We start from the raw sequence: 21,019 nt of genomic DNA, 5'->3' as shown, positions 1-21,019 counted from the left end.
GTCGCCACCGGTGAAACCCCAGCTCAGAGGCTCCGGACGGAACGCGTTTCCGCCAAGGGGTGGCGGTGCGGCAAGATGGGGTGTATCTGCCCACTGCCAGTTTCAAGCTGCCGGACGGTTTCTCTTGGCTGAGTTCATTTACACCATGCGCAAGGCGCGTAAGGCGCACGGCGACAAGGTGATCCTCGACGACGTCACCCTGAGCTTCTACCCGGGGGCGAAGATCGGTGTCGTCGGCCCGAACGGTGCCGGTAAGTCGACCGTTCTGAAGATCATGGCGGGGCTGGAACAGCCGTCCAACGGCGACGCCTTCCTCACCCCCGGTTACACGGTGGGCATCCTGCTCCAGGAGCCCCCGCTGAACGAGGAGAAGACCGTCCTGGAGAACGTCCAGGAGGGTGTCGCCGAGATCAAGGGCAAGCTCGACCGGTTCAACGAGATCGCCGAGCAAATGGCGACCGAGTACACCGACGAGCTCATGGACGAGATGGGCAAGCTGCAGGAGCAGCTCGACCACTCCAACGCCTGGGACCTCGACGCCCAGCTCGAGCAGGCCATGGACGCCCTGGGCTGCCCCCCCGGCGACTGGCCCGTCGCCAACCTCTCCGGTGGTGAGAAGCGCCGCGTCGCGCTCTGCAAGCTGCTGCTCGAGGCGCCCGACCTGCTGCTCCTCGACGAGCCCACCAACCACCTCGACGCCGAGTCGGTGAACTGGCTCGAGCAGCACCTCGCCAAGTACGAGGGCACCGTCGTCGCCGTCACCCACGACCGGTACTTCCTGGACAACGTCGCCGGGTGGATCTGCGAGGTCGACCGCGGCCGCCTGCACGGCTACGAGGGCAACTACTCCAAGTACCTCGAGACCAAGGCCACCCGCCTCAAGGTCGAGGGCGCCAAGGACGTCAAGCGGCAGAAGCGCCTCAAGGACGAACTCGAGTGGGTCCGCTCCAACGCCAAGGGACGCCAGGCCAAGTCCAAGGCCCGTCTCGCCCGGTACGAGGAGATGGCCGCCGAGGCCGACAAGATGCGGAAGCTGGACTTCGAGGAGATCCAGATCCCGCCGGGTCCGCGGCTGGGCAGCATCGTCGTCGAGGTGAACAACCTCAGCAAGGGCTTCGACGAGAAGCTGCTGATCGACGACCTCAGCTTCACGCTGCCGCGCAACGGCATCGTCGGGATCATCGGGCCCAACGGTGCGGGCAAGACCACGCTGTTCAAGATGATCCAGGGTCTCGAGGAGCCCGACTCCGGGTCGATCAAGGTCGGCGACACCGTCAAGATCTCCTACGTGGACCAGAACCGCGCCAACATCGACGCCAAGAAGACGCTGTGGGCGGTCGTGTCGGACGAGCTCGACTACATCAACGTGGGGCAGGTGGAGATGCCCTCGCGCGCCTACGTCTCCGCCTTCGGGTTCAAGGGACCGGACCAGCAGAAGCCGGCCGGTGTCCTCTCCGGCGGTGAGCGCAACCGGCTGAACCTCGCCCTCACCCTCAAGCAGGGTGGAAACCTGCTGCTCCTCGACGAGCCGACCAACGACCTCGACGTCGAGACCCTCAGCAGCCTGGAGAACGCGCTGCTGGAGTTCCCCGGGTGCGCCGTGGTCATCTCCCACGACCGGTGGTTCCTGGACCGCGTCGCCACGCACATCCTCGCCTACGAGGGCGAGTCCAAGTGGTTCTGGTTCGAGGGCAACTTCGATTCGTACGAGAAGAACAAGGTCGAGCGGCTCGGAGCGGACGCCACGCGTCCGCACCGCGCCACCTACAAGAAGCTGACCCGGGGCTGATCTCTTGCGGCACATCTACCGCTGCCCGCTGCGCTGGGCGGACATGGACGCGTACGGCCACGTCAACAACGTGGTCTTCCTCCGGTATCTGGAGGAAGCCCGTATCGACTTCCTGTTCCGCCCGGACAAGGACTTCCAGCAGGGGTCCGTGGTGGCCCGCCATGAGATCGACTACAAGCGGCAGCTCGTCCACCGGCACGCGCCCGTGGACATCGAGCTGTGGGTCACACAGATCCGGGCCGCGTCCTTCACCCTCACCTACGAGGTGAAGGACGGCGACCAGGTCTACGTCCGGGCCTCCACGGTGATCGTGCCGTTCGACTTCGAGGCACAGCGTCCGCGCCGGATCACCCAGGAGGAGCGGGAGTTCCTCCAGGAGTACACGGACGACGAGGAGAACGACGGCGCCGACAGCGACGCCGATCAGGACGAGGCCGTCGCGGCATGACGGTGCTCCACCTCGTCGACGAGAGGGAGGCGGCGGACCTCGCGGCCTTCCTCTCCCGGCTGCTCCACTACGACCGCGGGGCCGCGGTGCGCCTCCAGGCGTCGGGCACCGCACTGGCCGTGTTCGGACGGCCGCCCTCCTTCGAGGTGCTGGCCGTCCGCGCCGTGCGGCTGGCCAAGCCGTACGAGGACGGTATCGACGTCACCCTGGATGTGACCGTGTCCGCCGGTGAGCTGCTGGAATCGGTGGACGAGACCGCTGCCACCGCCACCGTGCCGGGCACGGTGACCGGGCCGCCGTGGGCCGGGATGCTGCCCCCGCGCGGGGGCTGGCAGGCCGAACCCGGGCTGCCGGCACCGGATTCCCTGCGGGCGCTCGTCGCCGCCGCGGTCGCCGAATTCAAGGCGCGTACGGGCGAGTTGGCGCCCGAGTCGCGTACCCGGGCCGAACTCGACCGGATCGGGCGGGAAATCTGGTCCCGCACGGTCGCCCGCACCGACCTTCCGGTGCGGGCGGTGCACGCCGCCCAGTCGCTGGGATTCCTGCGGGCGGCACCGGCCGAGCCCGCCGCTGGAGGCGGCCGGCCGGTGCTGCTCGCCTCGGGCGCGTGGCTCCGGCTGCGGACGCCGTACGGGTCGATCGTTCTGCGGCGGGCGGGTACGGGCGAGGCGCTGGGGCTCAGCGTGCGCTGAACCTCGGAGCGGCCGAACCCCGGTGCGTCCCGGTCGGGAGGGCGTCCCGGTCGGGAGGGTTTCTCAGCCCGGAGGGTGTTTCAGCCCGGAGGGTGTTTCAGCCCGGGGAGTTGATCATCGAGGCCGCCGCGTACGTCAGGTACTTCCACAGCGTCTGCTCGTGCTCCTCGGACAGGCCGAGTTCGTCGAGGGCGACGCGCATGTGCCCCAGCCAGGCGTCGTGCGCGGCCCGGTCGACCTTGAACGGCACGTGCCGCATCCGCAGCCGCGGATGGCCCCGGTTCTGGCTGTACGTGGTCGGACCGCCCCAGTACTGGATCAGGAACAGCGTGAACCGCTCCTCGGCCGGGCCGAGGTCCTCCTCCGGGTACATGGGACGCAGCAGCGGGTCCTCGGCCACGCCCTCGTAGAAACGGTGGACGAGCCGGCGGAAGGTCTCCTCCCCGCCGACCTGCTCGTAGAACGTCTGCTCCTGAAGCGTGCCGCGCCGAATCTCTGTCACCCGTCCATGGTCTCAGACACGGCGGCATAGGCCTCAAGCCCTAGGTCCCGCTGTTTCCGCCCTCTGGTCCCGGAACCGGGCCCGGTCCAGGGCCGCCCCGGGCCTGTCCGGGGCTCGTCCAAGGTCCGTCCGAGGCCCGGCTCCGGGTCCCGTCCCCGTGCCGGTGCTCGTACTGTGGAGGCATGGGCGGGCATGCTGCTCAGCGGGACCCCGACGACCTCGCCGGCTCGGCGCGGGCGGCGCTGGTGCGCGAGATCGTCGCGAGCGGGGCGTTCGACGCCGACCCGGTGTGGCGGGAGGCCTTCGAGGCCGTCCCGCGCCATCTGTTCGTGCCGTACTACTACGTGGGCGTCGTCGGCGGCTACGAGCGGCGGTGGGGCGAGAGCACCGACCCCCGGGCCCGCGAGGCCTGGCTGCGCGGCGCGTACGCGGACGTTCCGCTGGCCATCCGGATGCGCGACGGCGAGCTGCTCTCCTCCAGCAGCCAGCCGTCCCTCATGGCGGCGATGCTCGTCGGACTGGGCGTCCGCGACGGCGACCGGGTCCTGGAGATCGGCACCGGCAGTGGCTACAACGCCGCCCTGCTCGCCCACCGGCTCGGTGACGGCGACCTGGTCACCACCGTCGACCTCGACCCGGAGATCACCGAGTCGGCCCGCCGGCACCTGGACGCCGCCGGTTACCACCCGGTGGTCGTCACCGGCGACGGCGCGCGCGGGGTGCCCGCGCGCGCCCCCTACGACCGGATCATCGTGACCTGCACCCTGCCGTCCGTGCCCGGCGCCTGGCTCGCCCAGTGCCGGCCCGGCGCCCGCATCCTCGCCCCGTTCGCCACCGGCCTGATCTCCCTCACCGTGCACGGTCCGGGGCACGCCGAGGGCCGGTTCCTGCACACGCCCGCCTACTTCGTACCGCTGCGCGGCGCGAACCGGTCGCGGGCGGTGCCGGCCGACGTGACCGACCTGGCCGACGTGCCGCGCCGGGCCAGGGCCAGCGACCGGCTCCGGTTCCTGCTGGCGCTGACCGCAGGCAGCATCGGGGCCGGGGAGGCGTACGACGTGTGGCGGAGGGAGGGACGGCCGCAGCGTGAGCGCTACGGCCTCACGGTCGGCGAGGACCACTGCTGGGTGTGGCTGGACGACCCAGGAGGGCCGCACCGCTGGGTGCTGCCCTCCTGAACCCTGAGTCCCGAACGTGCCTTCGGCCGGGGTTTCCCCGCTCAGCCGCGGTGCAGGGTGATCGTCGTCCAGGCGCCCACGTGGACGCGGTCGCCGTCCTGGAGCGGGACCGGGACGAACGGCTGAATCGGTTCCTCCGAACCGTTGACCGTCGTGCCGTTCGTCGAGTTCTGGTCGACGACCGCCCAACTGCCGTCCGGCTGCTGCACCAGCACCGCGTGCTGGTGCGAGACGCCCGGGTCCTCCGGCGGCGTCGACAGGTCGATGTCGGGGGTGTCACCGGTGGAGTGGCGCCGACGGCCGATCGTGAGCTGGTTGCCGGTGAGGGTGCGCTGCTGCTCGGGCGAGTACGCGGGCAGGTTCAGGCCCGTGGCCTCGGGGCCGGAGCGGTGCATCATCGCCATGAAGTAATCACGGTCCGGACCGATCGTCGCGGTCCAGGTCCCCGGGGACTGGGGCTGCTGCGGGAATCCGCCGGGAGCGGGCGGAGCCTGGGTCGCGCCGGGCTGCGGGTAGCCGTAACCGCCGTGCTGACCCTGCCCGTGCTGACCCTGCCCGTGCTGACCCGGGCCGTGCTGACCCGGGCCGTGCTGACCCGGGCCGTTCGGAGCGCCCTGGCCGCCACCGGGACCGCCGGACGGCGGGGGGATGACCCAGTCGTCGTCGCCGCCGAAGGCGGGACCGCCCTGCTGCGGGGGCCGGCCGGTTTCCTGCGGGAATCCGGGCGGGGCCGGCGGACCGGACCGGTACGCCTGTGGACCACCGGGGCCTCCAGGGCCGTTCGGACCACCGGGACCGCCGTATCCGCCCTGGCCGCCCTGCGGACCGGGCCCGCCGGGACCGTTCGGGCCGCCGGGTCCACCGGGGCCGCCGTATCCGCCCGGTCCGGGCGGCGGCGGTACCGGGCGTGAGGGGTCGCCGCCGAAGCCGGGCGGGCCCTGCGGGATCGGCTCGGCCGGCCGGTTCACCTGTGACGGACGGGAGCCCTGGTAGTCGTAGGAGTCACCGCCGTTGCCACCGCCGTACGGCCCGGGCGGGGGCTGCTGCTGGTACCCGCCGTGACCACCCTGGCCGCCGGGTCCGGGTCCGGGTCCGCCCGGTCCGGGACCGGCGGGGCGCGGGGCGGCCGGGGTGTACGAGGTCGCCGTGTTCGTCAGGAAGTTCCACCGGCACTCCTCGCAGAACGGCGCGGCGCCCTCACGGGGCGTGCGGCACTGCGGGCACAGCTCCGCTCTGCCGCCGGGGCCACCGGGCCCCCCGTATCCACCCGGGCCGCCGGGACCGCCCTGGCCACCGGGGGGCGGGAATCCGTAGCCACCGCCGGGTGGCGGCGGGGGAGGAGGGGGCGGCGGCACGGACCCCGCCATGCGGTGGCCGCACACCTCGCACCAGTCGTCGGAACCCGACTGGTGTCCGTTCGGGCAGGTCGGCATGTCGGCGCTTCCTCCTCTCCTTGTCCGGTCGCTTCCGACCGAAGTTCTCCGGCCCGCGGGCCGGGCTCGTTCAACTCGCGTTCACTTCTTTACACGAACAGTCTTGGTGGACCGGGTTTCGAGTGTCATCTCGTCGGCCTCCTCGACCCTCGCTTTCAGTCGCACAGTACCGGTCGCGGCGTCGACCACGTCCACCACCTTCGCAAGCAGTTTCGCAGTATCGGCGTTGCCGGAGACACTCGCGAGCTGAACGGCCCGGCCCAGTTTGGACGTTGCTCCATCGAAATCACCCGCTTTGCGCAAATCGAGTCCTTGTTGGATGACTTGTGCCAGTTCGGCCTGCCCGGTGTAGTGGGCGACTTGGGGGTTGATCGACGTCGAGGCGGCCATGTCGTCCGTCCACACGGCCCGTACCAGACCCTGCGCGCCGAGCTTCTGGACACCTTCCGCGCCGCTCCCGGCCGGGGCGCCGGCGGGCTGCGGGATGATCAGCGAGAGCCGGGCGGCGAGCATTTCCCGCCCCACTCCGGCGGCCGGGACCTCGACACAGACGTGGTAGTCACGGGACTCGTCGCCCCAGGAACCCAGCGGGTAGTCGCCCGCGCGGGGGCCGGCCTCGATGCGGCGGCCGGTCAGCTCCTCGACCGTCGGCGCGACCTGTTTGACGAACTTCACGGTCGCGCCCAGCGGGGTCCACAGCCGCAGCCCGACGTCCGCGACCTCCTTGCCCATCGCCGTCTCCATCATCCGCGTGAAGTCGTCGGCGAGTCCGGCCGGGTCGGCGACGATGTCGGCGCTGCCGAGGAGGCCGGAGGCGATCGCTGTGACTTCTTTCACTTCCCAGTCGGTGCCCACGCCACGGGCGTCGCAGGTGAACCGCCCGGCGCAGGCTTCCAGGGCCGCCTTCAGATCCACGGGCGACTCGTGCTCGTTGCGTCCGTCGGTGAGCAGGATGCCGTGCCGGATCGCCACGTCCGCCGACGCCAGCAGCCGGTCGGCCAGCCTGAGCCAGGTGCCGATGGCCGTGCCCCCGCCCGCGCTCAGTGTGCGCAGCGCCTGCTTGGCCTGCTCGCGGGTGGCGGCGTCGGCGACCGCGAGCCGCCCGGCGCCGGGGTAGACCTCCTTGGCCGCATGCGTGCCGCCGACCACCGCGAAGCGCACGCCGTCGCGCAGGGCGTCGATCGCGGCAGCCGTGGCGTCGCGGGCGTTGCGCATCTTCGTCGGCGGATAGTCCATCGAACCGGAGCAGTCGACCATGAGCACCACGGCCGCCGACGGCCCCTCACCGGGCGCGTAGAGGTGGGGTGCCGCCACCGCGCTGCCGATGGTGCCGCCTCCGGTCGCGGTCACCGTGACGATGGCGTTGACCTCGCGGCCGCCCTCCGGCAGATACTCGTTCTGGTACACGTCCATCGAGAACTGCGGCACGTTCGACTTCGCGAAATTGGCCATGCCTGCTTCTCTCCCCCTGGAGAACCCCGACGAGCGGGGCGACGACAGAAGGCGGACCGGTCCCCTCCGGTTCGCCGGTGCTGGCCCGCAGCTCTTCCGCGGCTCTCCCGCGGTTTCCCTGCGGCTTCCCTGTACCTTCCCCGCCAAGGGCTTGCCGTACGCGGCCTCAGGCCGATCCTGCCCCCTGCGGCACGGCCGGGAACGGGACGAGGGCCACTGTTACGTTGTCGTGGCCCCCGCCGTCGAGGGCATGGCCGAGCAGGACCCGCGCGCCGTGCAGCGGGCGGACGGCGGCGTCGGCGGGGACGGTCCGGGCCATCTCCTCGGCCGACTCCGCGTAGTTCCACAGCCCGTCCGTGCAGACCACGACCACTCCGGGCCGGTCCGGTTTGAACGACGCGGTGTGCGGATCGAGTTCGTACGCGTCGGCGCCGAGCCAGCCGGTGATCGCGTGGGCGCGCTGGTCGGCGTACGCCTCGGCCTCGCCCATCAGGCCCGCGGCGACCATCTGCGCGGCCCACGAGTCGTCCTCGGTGAGCCGGGCCGGGGGAGCGGCGCGGTCCACCGGGACCCAGTACACGCGGCTGTCGCCGACCCAGCCGACGACCAGCAGGCCGTCGGTCACCACGGCGCCGACGAAGGTGCAGGCCGGGGAGTTCTGGTGCGGGGCGCGCTCCCGCTCCGTCTCGGGCTCGTCGGCCAGCGCGTTGACCGCGTCCGACGCGGCGATGATCGCCTCGTGCATCGCCTGCTGCGGGTGCGTGCCGCGCGGCAGGGCCGCGAGCAGCGACGCGCTCGCCGCCCGGGACGCGGCCAGCGAGGCCTCGTCGGGCCGGGTCGCGGAGGAGACGCCGTCGCAGACGATCGCGACGGAGGCGGGGGAGCCGTCGGGCAGCGTGGTGGTGCCGATACCGAAGGCGTCCTCGTTGCGGTGGTGGCGCAGGCCGCGGTCGCTGACCGCGGCCAGCGGGCCGCATTCCTGTTCCATGTGATCCCGTTCGCGTGGCTGGGCGTGGCCGCAGTTCTCGCAGTAGCCGTCGTCGTCCACCCTGCCCGCACGGCAGGCCACGCACACGGTGCCGCCCGGGGCGGCCGAGTCCTGTTCGGCAACCTGCTCGGCGGCCACACGCGGGTCCGGGGCCTGCAGCGGGTACTCCTCGGGCTGCGCGCCCGGGCCGGCGACGGGCTGTGCGCCCGGCTGCGGGACCTGCTGGACGCCCGGCTGCGGGACCGGGTCCGCGACCGGGTCCGCGACCGGCTGGGCCGGGCGGTCGAAGCGCACGCCGGAGGACCGGGGCGCCCCGCCGGCCGGGGCCGCGGCGGGCGGCTCCGGGGGCGGGGGCGGTGGCACGGGCGCGGAGTGCTGGGAACGGGGGTGAGGGTGGGGGTGGCCGGTCAGTGGCAGGCCGGCCGAGTCGGTGCCCGCCAGGTCCGCGGGCCGGTGCGTCGGGGCGGACACGCCGGAACTGTCCGGGCGGACGGTGGGCCAGTCCGGCTCGGTCGGTGCCGGCACCGGTGCCGGCACCGGTGCCGGACGGGCCGCCGGGGGCGCCGGGGGTGCGGCCGGGGGCGCCGGGGGTGCGGCCGGGGGCCGGGGCGCCCCGCGCTCCGCCGGACTCGGCGACGGCACCGCGCTGTTCCAGCCGTTCCCGGTGCTCATGGCGTTCCCGGTGTTCATGGTGATCGTCGGATGGTCCACCGGCGGTGCCGGGACGGCCGACAGGTCGTATCCGCACGCACCGCAGAAACGATCACCCGGTTCGAGGGGTTCCTCGCAGCTCGGGCACTTCGACAGAGCGGCCTGCTGGGGCATTTGCGACATCAACTACACCCACGTCCGGGGGCGGTAACGGTTGGCACGTTCCACCAGGTCGATCCTCTCCTCACCGCTCCGCGCCAGCCGGGCCAGCGTGCGGTACGAGCGCTCGAGTCCAAAGCGCAGGTTCCGCTCGTCCAGTCCGCTGCCGAGCAGTGTCCGTCCCCCGGCGGCGTTCCGCTGCCCCCGTCCCGGCGGAGCCGGAAGCGGAAACGGAACGGAACCCTGGCTCCCGGAGAGTACCCAGTCGAGCGCGCAGCCGAGGACCTCGGCCGCCAACCACTCCCGGCGCGCCGGATCCAGACCGTACGACTCCAAGGCCTCGACCTGGCCCGCCGCGGTACTCAGGTCGTCAAGGAACGGTAGGTCACCCGCGGTCGCGGTCCGCCCCCGCAGCCGGGCGCGTACGGACGCCACCCGCGCGGCCGTGTAGTGGATCGACGACTCCGGCACCGACTCCAGCGTCCGTACGGCGCCGCTCCGGTCGCCGGTGGCCAGCCGCACCCGGGCCAGGCCGAACGCCGCGCTCACATGGCTCGGGTCGGTCGACCACACCAGGCGGTAGTACTCGACGGCGTTGTCGAGCTGGTCCAGCACCTCGGCGCACAGGCCGAGCGCCAGCTTCGGCGCGATCTCACCGGGGAAGGCGTCGTAGATCGCGTCGAAGGCGAGCGCGGCACCCTCGTGGTCTCCGGTGACCAGGGCGGCGACCCCGCGGTACCAGACCACCCGCCAGTCGTCGGGGTCCTGCTCCTCCAGGGTCCGCAGCGCGGCCAGCGCGGGCTCCGGCTCGCCGGTCTCCAGCCGGGCGCGGACCTGCCGCAGCCGGGTTTCGGTCGACGGCGCGGGCGCCGCGGCCAGGGCGTTGACCAGCTCCGCGGGCGCGGAGGCCAGCAGGCCCGCGAGGAAACCGGCGTTGGGGTCGGCCGGGTCGACGCGCGGGAGGGGCAGCGCGAGCGCCGCCGCGGCGGTGTCGACGGGCTTGACGAGGCCCGGGGCGGCGCCCGAGGGGATGCCGGAGGGCACGGGGATGCCCGGCTGTCCGCCCGCCGGGCCGCCGCCCTCGCCTTCGGGGAGCTGCCTGGGTTGCTCGGACTGCGTGACCTGAGCGATGTGCGTGAACTGTCTGCGTCCCGGCCTTCTTCGGGGCACCGCCCGCGCCCCCAGCCGGGACACGTCGCCGTACGACGTCGGGAACAGCTCGGTGTCCGTCACCCGCGGCTCCGGACCGAACAGGGTCGACAGGGCGGGGCGGGCGCGGCCCGACTGGACCGAGACGACCTCGCGCAGGACGCCGGTGAGCTGCTCGGCCATCTCCTGCGCGGAGGCGAACCTGCGGGCCGGGTCGGGATCGGTGGCGCGGACCAGCAGCCGGTAGAACGACTCGTACCGCCGGAAGACGTCGATGTGGTCCGGGTCGGGCAGCGAGTCCGCGTAGACGTTCGTGTAGCCCTGGAAGTCGAAGGTGAGGACGGCGAGCGTCCGGGCGACCGTGTACAGGTCGGAGGCGACCGACGGGCCGACCTCGGCGACCTCCGGGGCCTGGTAGCCGACCGTGCCGTAGATGGCCGACTCGTCGTCGTCCACCCGGCGCACCGCGCCCATGTCGATCAGCTTGAGCTCGTCCTCGGTCTGGATCGCGTTGTCGACCTTGAAGTCGCAGTACAGCAGGTTGCGGGAGTGCAGATGCCCCAGCGCCTCGAGCGCCTCGATGCCGTACGCGCACGCCTGCTCCACCGGCAGCGGGTCCCGCCTGCCGTCCGGTGTGCGGCGGCTGTTGGCGATGTCCTTGAGTGCCTTGCCGCCGACGTACTCCATGACGATGTAGCCGTCCAGCGAACCGGTGCGCTGGTCGAGGTGCTCCACGAAGTTGTAGATCCGCACGATGTTGGCGTGTTCGATCTCCGCGAGGAAGCGACGCTCGGAGATCGCCGCCTCCATCGCGTCCTGGTCGCCCGTGTCCAGCAGGCCCTTGAGGACCACCCAGCGGTCCGAGACCGCCCGGTCCACGGCGAGATAGATCCAGCCCAGGCCGCCGTGGGCCAGACAGCCGACCACCTCGTACTGGCCGTGCACCACGTCACCGGCCCGCAGCTTCGGGACGAACGAGTACGGGTGGCCGCACTTGGTGCAGAAACCCTCCGTGCGGCCCGGCCGGCCGGCCCGCGCACGGCCCACCTGGGCGCCGCAGTCCGAGCGGGAGCAGAATCGCTTCCGCTCCGGCACCTCGGGGTTGTCGAGCACCATCGCGCGCGGGTCGGGCCGCGGGATCGGCGGGACCTGGACCAGCCCCGCGCCCAGCCGGCCCCGGCCGGAGGAGCCGCCGACGGACCCGGAACTGCGCACCGACACCGAACGGTCGGCACCGCCGCCCGGGAGCGAGCGGGAGAGCCGCCCGGACACCGAGCGCCGTGACCTCGCCGACTGCGACGGCTGGGACGACGTACGCGAACTGCGGCTGCCGGTACGGGCACTGCCGGCCGAGCCGCCGGAACCGCGAGAACCCCGTGAGCTGCGCGAACCGCGTGACTCCCGGCCGCCGACGGTGACGCCGGTCGGGGCCGAGCCGACGAGACCGGTCGGCGACACGACCGGGGCGAGCCCGCAGGTGTCGCAGTACAGCTCGCCGCCGCCGACGTCGTCGTAGGCACCCTCGCAGCCGGGACGCTGACAGGCACGGGGCGCTGCGGCGGCCGGCGACGACTGCGCCTGCTGCTCCCCGTTCCCGCTCTGCTCCTGGGTCCCGCTCTGTCCCCCGGAACCACCTTCGGGTCGTTCCTGGGGCCGGCCCTGGTGGTGTGTCCGGTTCTCCGCCTGACTCATGCGCCTGCCTCCCCCTTGTCACTCATGCGCCGGACCTCCACGCTCCTCGGGCGTGCCCCGACCGGACGGCCCGTACGGACCGGACGGTCTGTACGGACCGGACTGACCGGACTGACCGGGCACCCGCGGCTGCGCCGTGGCGAGGAGTTCGGCGGCGGCGTGCTGGTAGCGCAGCACCGCCTCCTCGGCGACCCGCAGATCGCAGGGCGCGCTCCACAGCATGCGGCGCGCCCTCTCGTACCGCTCGGCCAGCACGGTGTCCTCCGCGAGGCCGTGCCGGGCGACCTTCGCCTTGTACGCGTCGAGCCGGCCGCGCAGCTCGGCGCGGATCGCCAGCGGTGCGGTGACCGCGGTCAACGACTCGCGGGCACGCACCAGTTCGTCCTCCGCCTTCTGCTCCAGGGACTCCAGGAGCGGGGACAGCCGGTGCCACTGGGCGTGCCTGCGGTACTCGGCGGCCGTCGCCAGCTGCTCCTGCAGCACGGTCGGCGGCCCGCTGACGGCCGGCACCTCCGTCGCCGCGATCTTCGCGAGCACCTCGCCGCGCGCCGTGCGCGCCTCGGCGAGCGTGCGGTCGGCGCGCGAGAGGACGTCCCGCAGCCGCACGATCCGCTTCTCGGAATCCTGGCGGACCGCCAGGACCGCGTCGATCTCGCGCCGCACCTCCTCCAGGGCACGTGCCTCGCGGTCGTACACCGTCGTGTCCGGCCGGCCCCCGCCCGGCGCCGAACTGCCCTCCAGCCGCTTCCAGAAGGCCAGCGGGTCGGAGACCACCTGCTCGCGCAGCCGGGTCAGGGTACGGGTGATCCGCTCCAGGTCGTCGCCCGCCGGGTGCTCCCCGGGGCGTACCCCCACGGAGTGGGCGAGCCCGCGGGTGCGCCGGAGTTCGGCGGCCAGGAGATCGATCCGCGCGGGGAGTGCCGACCAGACCGCGTCCGCGGCGACGATCACGTCCAGCGAGGACGCGTACAGCTCGTTCATCAGCTCGACGAGCGCGGCCAGTGAGTAGCGCTCGCTGAGGCGGCCCGCGCGGCCGTGGAGCGTCGGCGGGTGGGCGGTGGCGGCGGTCGAGCCCGCGACCGTGACGCACTCGCCGCGCAGCAGCTCCGTCAGCTCCACCAGGTCGTCGCGGCTGGACCAGCGGCGCCGGGCACGGATCTCACGGGCGGTGCGCAACGCGCCGGAGTACGCGTCGAAGTAGGCCCACAGCAGCGTGATCGAGGCCTCGGTGGCTTGCCAGCGCTCCTCGGTGCGGCCGGTGAGGCGGGCACCCTCCAGCAGTCTGCGGCCCGCGTGGTCCTGCAGGGCGAGGAGCGAGGTCTCGACCGCCTCGTGCTCCGCGCCGAGCCGCGCGAGCGCACGGTCCACCTCGTCCCGGTCCATTACCGGCCCGGTGGGATCCGTGTCGCCCATCGATCACCTCTCGCTGCGGGTCGGTCGTCGACGTTCGGCCGTTGACGTTCGTGCGTGGTCCTGTGTGCGTCTCTCTGTCCGCGCGGTGGGTTGACGGGGGGGTCAGCTCACGCGCAGGTACTCCGGTGCCGGTGGTTCGGAACTGCCCGGATCACTGCCCAGTGTCTTCGACAGCCAACGCTTGTACGAGGCCTGCCATCCGTTCGCGGTGTCCTCGCCGAAGTCCACCAGGACCTGGTTGACCCGGCGGACCAGGTCGTCCGCGTCGTCCTTCATCGCCACGCCGTAGTACTCGGTCGTGAGGGAGTCGCCCTTGAGTTCGACCGTCGGGTCCTGCGCGGCCTGGCCGCCGGCGAGCGCGGCGTCGGTGACGACCGCGTCGACCTCGCCAAGCTGCAGCCGTACCAGGCAGTCGAGCTGGTTGGGGACGGTGGTGCGGATGTCGGTGGACTGCGGGAGGGCCCCCGAGGCCTTGTCCTGCTCCAGCTTCGCGTACGCGGTGGAGCCCGCCGCCGTGCAGATCCTGCGGTCCGCGAGTGTAGGGCCGTACCCCTGGACCGGGGACACCTTCGGGGCCAGGACCTGCTGTCCCGTGGTGAAGTACGGGGCGGAGAACGCCACGTCCTCCAGGCGCTCGCAGTTGATCGTCATGGTGCGGACGACCATGTCGACCCGGCCGTCCTGGATCGCCGGGATGCGCTGGTCGGTGGGGATCGCCTTGAACTGGACCGCGTCCCGGTCGCCGAGTATGTCCTCGGCGATGCGATGGGCCAGGTCGATGTCGAAGCCCTCGAGCCGGCCGCTGTCCCCGCTGTTGGGGTCGCGGTAGCCCCAGCCGTAGCTGTTCTGGTCGATGCCGACGACCAGCTTCCGCCTCTCGCCCGGGCGGGCCTTGATCGCGTCGATGACCGGGCCGTCGGCGTCGGAGGGGGTCAGGGTCTGCTTCTCGGGATCGTCGCACTCCTCGGCCGCCTTCGCGCCCACGGCGTCCGTCACGCCCTGCCCGGCGGTCTGCGGCTCCCTGCCGGGCCCGGAGGAGGACCCGGTGCTGGTCAGCACCAGCGCGAAGACCAGCGCGAGGGCGCAGAGAGTGGCCATCGCGCCCACCCCGCCCCAGCCCCGCAGGCCGGCCCGCAGACGTCGTACGTTCCTCATCACGCCCCCTCCCGCTCCGCCCTTCACCGGTACTCCGCTCACCGGTACTCCGACAGCCTGCGGCCGATGCCCAGCATCGCGCCCGCCGCACCCAGCACGGCGAGGCCCGCGGCGCCCTGCGGGAGACCCGTCAGCGCGTCCCGGCCGCCGGTGGCCGCCTCCTTGAACTCGAGCCTCTCGTGCGTCAGCGCCGAGGCCAGGCTCTCGTCGACGCCGTCGAAGCACTCGCCGGTCGCACCCGCGCCGCCGATCACCAGGTCCAGCGCCTCCTGGTAGTTGCCGTTCTCGTCCTGCTCGCGGGCGGCCGCGTGGCGCTTCTTCCACTCCGTCATGTTGCTCACGGCGGCGGCCACCGGCTTCTTGCCGTTGCTGTCGTCCGCGAGTTCGCCGGCCCGGGCGAGGCCCTCGCCGAGGGCTTCCATGTCCTGCTGGAAGTCGTAGTCATAGGCGTCGTACGCCTTCTCGCCGACCTTCGTCGTCTCGGCGCCGCGGGCCACCAGCGTCAGGTTCTCGTTGCCGCGTGCCTTCAGGGAGGCGATGCGGGCCTCGTGCAGCACGCCGAGCGAGCGGACGCCGTGGTCGTAGGAGCCGTTCAGCCCCGAGCGGGCGAGGCTGTGGCCGACGACCAGCCAGAGCAGCACGACCGCCGCCGCGGCGGTGGCCGCGACCAGGCCGTGGTTGAGCACCCGGTGGGTCCGCAGGTACGTACGGCGCTGGGCCCAGGCGAGCACGGCGAGGGCGACGGCACCGAGCACGATCGCGGCCCACGGGTAGGGGGTCGCGTCCGCGTAGTCGGCGTCGAGGCGCTGGGTCTCCTTCGTGTAGAGGTCCTCCGCCGCGGGAAGCATCTTCTTCTGCATCTTCTCGTTCGCGTACCGCAGATAGGCGCCGCCCACCGGGTAGCCCTGGCGGTTGTAGGTACGGGCGCGCTCCACCAGGCCCTTGTACTCGGGCAGCAGCCGGTTGAGGTCGGTGATCGTCGCCGCCGACGAGGAACCCGGCTGGGAGTTGGCCGCGGCGTTGACGAGCTTGGCGGCGGCGGTGCGGATGCCCTTCTCGTACCGGTCCCGGGCGGCTGCGGTCTCCTGGCCTCCGGCCAGGAAGCCGCTGGAGGCCGCGGTGTTGGCGTCCGCGAGGGAACGGTAGATGTCGGCGGCGTCCGAGGCGAGCGGCTGGCTGCTGGTGAGGACGTCGTCCGCCGCCGCGGCCCGCTCGGCCATCTGCCAGGCGGCGACCGTGCCGAAGGCGACGACGAGGGCGGCGAGGACCGCGCCGATGATCCTGAGGCGGCCGGGTTCGGTGGCGGCGGCCTCGCGCAGCCGGACGGCCCCCTCGACGAACGCCGTGCGCCGGGGCGCCTCCGGCTGTCGGGACGCGGGGGGCCGGGAGCCGCCGGGCGCCTGCCGGGGGGCCGGGACGCCGCCCGGCCCGGACTGCGGCGGTACGGCGGGCATGGCGGGCGTCGCGGGCGCGGCCGCGCCCGGCGGTGCCGCGCCGCCGCTCGGCGTGTGGGTCACTTGACCTCCCCCGTGGTCATTCGTCCCGCAAGTATCACCGCAGGAACCGACATATGCACCGACCTTGGCACGATCTTGATCCGACGGCCGTACGGTCACCGGGAATTCCGGCACACGAGCGAGCCCCGGACGGCCCCGGAGCGCCCTCCCCGCACCACCCCCTGCCCACGAACACGCCGGGGGAATCCGGTTGGTTCCGGGCGGAGTTCACGGGTGCCCGGAGGTCCGGAGCCGAGGGCTGCCCGGCAGGTCCACCGGAGCCCCGGCCCCGCCCCGGTCACCCGCCCGATCACCTGTCCGATCGCCTGTCCGCCCTCGACCGCCCGGCCGGGCTTCCCGGGCCTGTTCGGCGGATGGGGCGGGAGCGACCGGTGGCATGTGCCCCTCGGGGGAGCGAGTGCCCGGGGAGGGGAGCCGGCAGCCGACGACAACGCGGCTGAGGAGACCCGGGGGAGAGCGGGCCGGCCCCGCAGTCCCCGGCAGATTTTCCTACCGTTCCTGAAGGCTGAGCGGGAGTGAGCCCAGTCAGCCGCACGCCCCGAACGGTCCTGGGCGCTCCCCCACCGCCTCAAGGGCGTGGGAGGTGCCCCCCGGCCCCCGGCGTACCCGGCCCCGGGGCGGCGACCCGCATCCTGTGCGTGGTCCGGGCCCGGGGGGCCGGTTCCCTGCGCGACCCGGCCCTAGGGGTGTGGCCGGAGGCGACGGGGAGGCCCCGAACCATCCCACCGGTGGAGCAGCGGCCCCGCTCACCGGCGCCGTGCCCGACGACCCGGCCGCACGGGTACGGCCAAGGCGACGGGGAGGCCCCGAACCATCACACCGGTGGGGCGGGGACCCCGCGCGCCGGCGCCCTGCCCGGCGTCCCGGAGCGCACGCTCACGTCGACCCGGCCGGCCCGGGGCACCACGAGCTCGCGAACGAACCATCACACGATCGAGCTAACGCGGCCTCGTCGTGTGCACTCCCCGGCGAGCAGTCACCACCCCCCGCTCGTAATGGGCCCGCAGCCGGGCCTGGGCGTTCGGTGGGGCCGTCAGGTGGTCCAGGCCCAGGAGGGCCGCGCCCAGGACCGGGGCGGCGGTGACGACCCGGGGGACGGCCTTGGGGGCGCGCTCGGCGAGCAGGACGCGGATCCGGTCGTCCAGCCGGGGGTGCCGGGCGGCCAGGACGCTGCCGCCCAACAGGACGGGGGTCTCCTCGGCGAGCAGGTCCAGGCGGGTCAGCGCCACCATGGCCATCGACACCACCTCGTCGGCCTGGCGGTCGACGATCGCCCCCGCGACCGGATCGCCGCCGGCCGCCGTGGCGAAGAGCACCGGCGCCAGTTCGTGCCGGCGCCGGGACGCGAGGCGCTCCAGGTGCAGGGCCTCGATGAGGGCCGGCATGTCCGGGAGGCCGAAGTGCGCCGGAAGGGTGCCGGCGAGGGCGGTGGCGGGACCACGGCCGTCCTCGGCACGGGCGGCGTGCCACAGGGCCTCCTCCGCCAGGGCCCAACCCCCGCCCCAGTCACCGGAGACGCGGCCGAGCGCCGGGAAGCGCGCGGTGCGGCCGTCCGGGCGCATGCCGACGCAGTTGATGCCCGCCCCGCACACGACGGCCACCCCGCGGGGCTCGGTGACCCCGGCGCGCAGGACGGCGAAGGTGTCGTTGCGGACCTCCACGGTGTCACCCCAGCCGCGTGCCGCCAGAGCCGCCGTCAACCGCTCCTCCTCCACGGGGAGGTCCGCGTTGGCCAGGCAGGCCGAGACGTGCGCGACGCCCGAGGCGCCGGCGGCGGTGAGCGCGGCGGCGACGGTCTCGGCGAGGGCGTCCACGGCCGCCGTCACACCGACGGCGGGCGGCCGGAAACCCCCGCCCCGGGCGGTGGCCAGGACCTCGCCGTCGTGGGCGACCACGGCGACGTCCGTCTTGCTGTTTCCGGCGTCGACGGCGAGGACGCCCGCGGTCAGGCCCACGTGAGGTGCTCCCGGTTGTGTGCGACGAGGTGGTCGGTGAGCTTCTCGGCGTACTCGTACTGGCCGATCAGGGGGTGGGCGAGCAGGGCGCGGAAGACCCGCTCGCGGCCGCCGCGCAGGGCCGCGTCGAGCGCCAGGTCCTCGTAGGCGGTGACGTTCGCCATCAGGCCCGCGAAGAGGGGGTCCACCCGCGGGACGGGCAGCGGGCTCGCGCCCTCGGGGCCCACGGCCGCCTGCACCTCGATCACCGCGTCCTCGGGGAGGAACGGCAGCGTGGAGCCGTTGCGCGTGTTCACCACCTGGTACGGGCTGCCGGCCCCGCGCAGCAGGGCCGCCGCCAGGTCCACGGCCGCCTCGGAGTAGTAGGCACCGCCACGCTCGGCCAGCAGCGCCGGTTTCTTGTCGAGGGCGGGGTCGGCGTAGAGGGCGAGCAGCCTGCGCTCCATGCCGGCCACCTCGGCGGCCCGGGAGGGCTTGGTGCGCAGCTCCCGTACGACCTCGTCGTGCGCGTAGTAGTACCGCAGGTAGTACGAGGGGACCACGCCCAGCCGGTCCAGGACGGCGCGGGGCAGCCGGAGGTCGGCGGCGATCGCGTCGCCGTGCTCCCGCAGCAGCGCGGGCAGGACGTCCTCGCCGTCGGGGCCGCCCCGGCGCACCGCGGTCTCCCAGGTGAGGTGGTTCAGGCCCACGTGGTCGAGGTGCAGATCGGCGGGGTCGACGCCGAGGCGGGCGGCGAACTTCCGCTGGAGCCCGATGGCGACGTTGCACAGCCCCACCGCCCGGTGCCCGGCCTCCAGCAGCGCCCGGGTGACGATGCCGACGGGGTTGGTGAAGTCGATGACCCATGCGTCGGGGTTGACGCGCCGGACCCGTTCGGCGATGTCGAGCACCACCGGGACCGTGCGCAGCGCCTTGGCCAGGCCGCCGGCCCCGGTGGTCTCCTGGCCGACGCAGCCGCACTCCAGCGGCCAGGTCTCGTCCTGCTGCCTGGCCGCCTGCCCACCCACCCGCAGTTGGAGCAGCACCGCGTCGGCACCGTCCACGGCCGCGTCCAGGTCCGAGGTGGTGACGATCCGCCCGCCGTGCCCCTGACGGGCGAAGATCCGGCGGGCCAGACCGCCCACCAGCTCCAGCCGGTCCGCGGCCGGATCGACCAGGACCAGTTCCTCGACCGGCAGGGTGTCCCGCAGGCGGGCGAAACCGTCGACGAGTTCCGGTGTGTAGGTCGAACCCCCGCCGACCACGGTGAGTTTCATGTCGCCACCCCTTTCAGCGCTTTACTCCGGGGGAGCATGGCATCCCGGACGGGCACCTTCGGGGCCAAGAGGAACACGGAACGTGCCGTGCGGGGGAGGGTGGCGCCCGGAATTCTCCGGTGCCGCCCTCTCGGGGCCGGGCGTCCTCCGCCGTAGCCCTCCGCCGTACCGTCGGCTACTTCTTCGTGTTCGGCGGCGGGGTCAGCGGGGACGCCGCGAGGGACTGCGGCGAGACACTGCTCGCGTAGGCGGACGGGGGCGCGACGGCCGCCGCCGGGTCGGGGCCCTCCATCTCCACCGGGGCGGTGGCGCCCCCGACGATGCGGATGCCGGCCGCGTCGAAGGCGCGCTTGATCCGCCAGCGCAGCTCGCGCTCCACGGTCAGGGACTTGCCGGGCATGGTCTTCGCCGAGACGCGGACCACCATCGAGTCCAGCAGGACGGAGTCGAGGCCGAGGATCTCGATGGAGCTCCACAGGAGCTCGTTCCAGGGCTCCTCCTTGCCCATCCTCTCGGCGACGGCGACGAGGGTGGCCTTCACGTGGTCCAGGTCCTCGTCCGCGCGGACCGTGACGTCGACGTTGGCGGTCGCCCAGCCCTGGGAGAGGTTCCCGATGCGCTTGACCTCGCCGTTGCGCACGTACCAGATCTCGCCGTCGGCGCCGCGCAGCTTGGTCACCCGCAGGCCGACCTCGATGACCTCACCGGTGGCGACGCCCGCGTCGACGGTGTCGCCGACGCCGTACTGGTCCTCGAGGATCATGAACACGCCGGAGAGGAAGTCCGTCACCAGGTTGCGGGCACCGAAACCGATCGCCACACCGGCGACACCGGCCGAGGCCAGCAGCGGGGCCAGGTTGATCTGGAAGGTGCCCAGGACCATCAGCGCGGCCGTGCCCAGGATCAGGAACGACGCCACCGAGCGCAGCACCGAGCCGATCGCCTGCGAGCGCTGGCGCCGCCGCTCGGAGTTGACCAGGAGTCCGCCGATCCCGGTGCCGTCCACGGCCTGGCCGGTCCGGGACATCCGGTCGATGAGCTTGGTGATCGCCCGCCGCACGAACACTCTCAGCACGGCGGCTATCACCACGATGAGCAGGACCCTGAGTCCGATCGCGAGCCAGGTGGACCAGTTCTCCTCCACCCAGCCGGCGGCGTTGGTGGCACTCTCGTGGGCGTCCTTGAGCGTGGGCACCATCGGGGTCCCGGAATCCGAGGGGGTCGGGGACGGCTCCTCGGCGAGGGGGACGGCGGACAGGGACACGGCGGGTACCTCCAGGTGGCACGGTCTGCCCCCGGCGCGCGGTCAAGGTCTGCAAGGTCTTCGAGGTCTGCAAGGTCACGAAAAGGTCACCGGTGCGGGCAGAAGCACCACACTAACGGGGCATTGCGGGTGGACCTGCACGATGGAGTGAAGAAGAGACGGCCCTCACCCGGGTCCGCCCCGGCCGTCACCCGCCCTGGACAGGGCCGTGATTCCGGAAGCCGGACCGAGCCAGGGCCGCGTGTGGTCGAAAACACTCCCAGCCCGTTACCGGTACATGGTGGCGCTACGACCAGGCATGAGGGGAGACTGGCTACGGATCGTCC

General features: G+C 73.0%; 15 protein-coding genes. 4 read left to right on the top strand and 11 right to left on the bottom strand.

What is annotated here, in order from left to right; genetic code table 11:
• Positions 1 to 124: 124 nt before the first annotated feature.
• Genes ettA through ACFP2V_RS09255 form a run of 3 tightly spaced genes read left to right on the top strand, consistent with a single transcriptional unit; the run spans position 125 to position 2,929 of the window.
• Complete coding sequence (ettA, locus tag ACFP2V_RS09265; RefSeq protein ID WP_381208287.1) at positions 125 to 1,789, top strand: energy-dependent translational throttle protein EttA; 1,665 nt, start codon at positions 125 to 127, stop codon at positions 1,787 to 1,789.
• A gap of 4 nt (positions 1,790 to 1,793) precedes the next feature.
• Complete coding sequence (locus tag ACFP2V_RS09260) at positions 1,794 to 2,237, top strand: acyl-CoA thioesterase (RefSeq protein WP_381208284.1); 444 nt, start codon at positions 1,794 to 1,796, stop codon at positions 2,235 to 2,237.
• The gene (locus ACFP2V_RS09255; protein WP_381208281.1) at positions 2,234 to 2,929 is read left to right on the top strand and encodes a DUF8010 domain-containing protein; all 696 of its coding nucleotides are present in this window, start codon (positions 2,234 to 2,236) and stop codon (positions 2,927 to 2,929) included. The genes ACFP2V_RS09260 and ACFP2V_RS09255 overlap by 4 nt, the downstream gene beginning before the upstream one ends.
• Before the next feature lie 97 nt (positions 2,930 to 3,026).
• Here ACFP2V_RS09255 and ACFP2V_RS09250 read toward each other — a convergent pair whose 3' ends face one another.
• Positions 3,027 to 3,431, bottom strand: coding sequence for a globin (locus ACFP2V_RS09250; RefSeq protein ID WP_381208278.1), 405 nt, complete (start codon positions 3,429 to 3,431; stop codon positions 3,027 to 3,029).
• Between the two features lie 182 nt (positions 3,432 to 3,613).
• Between ACFP2V_RS09250 and ACFP2V_RS09245 the strand changes: the two genes are divergently transcribed.
• Entirely contained in the window at positions 3,614 to 4,609 is a 996-nt protein-coding gene (locus tag ACFP2V_RS09245) for a methyltransferase domain-containing protein (protein WP_381208275.1), read from the top strand.
• Positions 4,610 to 4,650: 41 nt separating this feature from the next.
• On the opposite strand, the gene ACFP2V_RS09240 is transcribed toward ACFP2V_RS09245, so the two are convergent.
• The 10 genes from ACFP2V_RS09240 to ACFP2V_RS09195 form a co-directional block, all read right to left on the bottom strand.
• On the bottom strand, positions 4,651 to 6,042 hold the full coding sequence (locus tag ACFP2V_RS09240; protein ID WP_381208272.1) for an FHA domain-containing protein: 1,392 nt from the start codon (positions 6,040 to 6,042) through the stop codon (positions 4,651 to 4,653).
• Between the two features lie 81 nt (positions 6,043 to 6,123).
• On the bottom strand, positions 6,124 to 7,494 hold the full coding sequence (locus ACFP2V_RS09235) for a vWA domain-containing protein (protein ID WP_381208269.1): 1,371 nt from the start codon (positions 7,492 to 7,494) through the stop codon (positions 6,124 to 6,126).
• A gap of 166 nt (positions 7,495 to 7,660) precedes the next feature.
• Positions 7,661 to 9,316, bottom strand: coding sequence for a PP2C family protein-serine/threonine phosphatase (locus ACFP2V_RS09230; protein WP_381208266.1), 1,656 nt, complete (start codon positions 9,314 to 9,316; stop codon positions 7,661 to 7,663).
• Between the two features lie 3 nt (positions 9,317 to 9,319).
• Positions 9,320 to 12,133, bottom strand: a complete 2,814-nt coding sequence (locus ACFP2V_RS09225) for a serine/threonine-protein kinase (protein ID WP_381208263.1) — start codon at positions 12,131 to 12,133, stop codon at positions 9,320 to 9,322.
• 18 nt (positions 12,134 to 12,151) lie between these two features.
• Positions 12,152 to 13,546 (bottom strand): coiled-coil domain-containing protein, encoded by a 1,395-nt coding sequence (locus ACFP2V_RS09220; RefSeq protein WP_381208260.1) that lies wholly within the window; start codon positions 13,544 to 13,546, stop codon positions 12,152 to 12,154.
• Between the two features lie 102 nt (positions 13,547 to 13,648).
• A complete protein-coding gene (locus ACFP2V_RS09215) occupies positions 13,649 to 14,701 on the bottom strand; it encodes a glutamate ABC transporter substrate-binding protein (RefSeq protein ID WP_381208257.1) in 1,053 nt (350 codons plus the stop codon).
• Between the two features lie 38 nt (positions 14,702 to 14,739).
• Entirely contained in the window at positions 14,740 to 16,218 is a 1,479-nt protein-coding gene (locus ACFP2V_RS09210) for a hypothetical protein (protein ID WP_381208254.1), read from the bottom strand.
• 938 nt (positions 16,219 to 17,156) lie between these two features.
• On the bottom strand, positions 17,157 to 18,173 hold the full coding sequence (locus ACFP2V_RS09205) for an N-acetylglucosamine kinase (protein WP_381208251.1): 1,017 nt from the start codon (positions 18,171 to 18,173) through the stop codon (positions 17,157 to 17,159).
• Positions 18,164 to 19,429 carry a 6-phospho-beta-glucosidase gene (locus ACFP2V_RS09200; protein WP_381208248.1) on the bottom strand — a complete coding sequence of 422 codons (1,266 nt, stop codon included), beginning with the start codon at positions 19,427 to 19,429 and terminating at the stop codon, positions 18,164 to 18,166. The genes ACFP2V_RS09205 and ACFP2V_RS09200 overlap by 10 nt, the downstream gene beginning before the upstream one ends.
• 175 nt (positions 19,430 to 19,604) lie before the next feature.
• Entirely contained in the window at positions 19,605 to 20,693 is a 1,089-nt protein-coding gene (locus ACFP2V_RS09195) for a mechanosensitive ion channel family protein (RefSeq protein ID WP_381208245.1), read from the bottom strand.
• Between the last annotated feature and the right edge of the window lie 326 nt (positions 20,694 to 21,019).

It is taken from the genome of Streptomyces incanus (assembly GCF_042656345.1).
GTDB classification, from domain to species: domain Bacteria; phylum Actinomycetota; class Actinomycetes; order Streptomycetales; family Streptomycetaceae; genus Streptomyces; species Streptomyces incanus.
Note: the sequence above shows the minus strand (reverse complement) of the source record. Positions and strands in the feature narration are given on the sequence as shown.

What these genes read in the sequence shown, in the direction of transcription:
- ACFP2V_RS09255 (WP_381208281.1), top strand. Translation starts at nt 2,234, where the DNA reads ATGACGGTGCTCCACCTCGTCGACGAGAGGGAGGCGGCGGACCTCGCG.
- ACFP2V_RS09245 (WP_381208275.1), top strand. Translation starts at nt 3,614, where the DNA reads ATGGGCGGGCATGCTGCTCAGCGGGACCCCGACGACCTCGCCGGCTCG.
- ACFP2V_RS09240 (WP_381208272.1), bottom strand. Translation starts at nt 6,042, where the DNA reads ATGCCGACCTGCCCGAACGGACACCAGTCGGGTTCCGACGACTGGTGC.
- ACFP2V_RS09235 (WP_381208269.1), bottom strand. Translation starts at nt 7,494, where the DNA reads ATGGCCAATTTCGCGAAGTCGAACGTGCCGCAGTTCTCGATGGACGTG.
- ACFP2V_RS09230 (WP_381208266.1), bottom strand. Translation starts at nt 9,316, where the DNA reads ATGTCGCAAATGCCCCAGCAGGCCGCTCTGTCGAAGTGCCCGAGCTGC.
- ACFP2V_RS09225 (WP_381208263.1), bottom strand. Translation starts at nt 12,133, where the DNA reads ATGAGTCAGGCGGAGAACCGGACACACCACCAGGGCCGGCCCCAGGAA.
- ACFP2V_RS09220 (WP_381208260.1), bottom strand. Translation starts at nt 13,546, where the DNA reads ATGGGCGACACGGATCCCACCGGGCCGGTAATGGACCGGGACGAGGTG.
- ACFP2V_RS09215 (WP_381208257.1), bottom strand. Translation starts at nt 14,701, where the DNA reads ATGAGGAACGTACGACGTCTGCGGGCCGGCCTGCGGGGCTGGGGCGGG.
- ACFP2V_RS09200 (WP_381208248.1), bottom strand. Translation starts at nt 19,429, where the DNA reads ATGAAACTCACCGTGGTCGGCGGGGGTTCGACCTACACACCGGAACTC.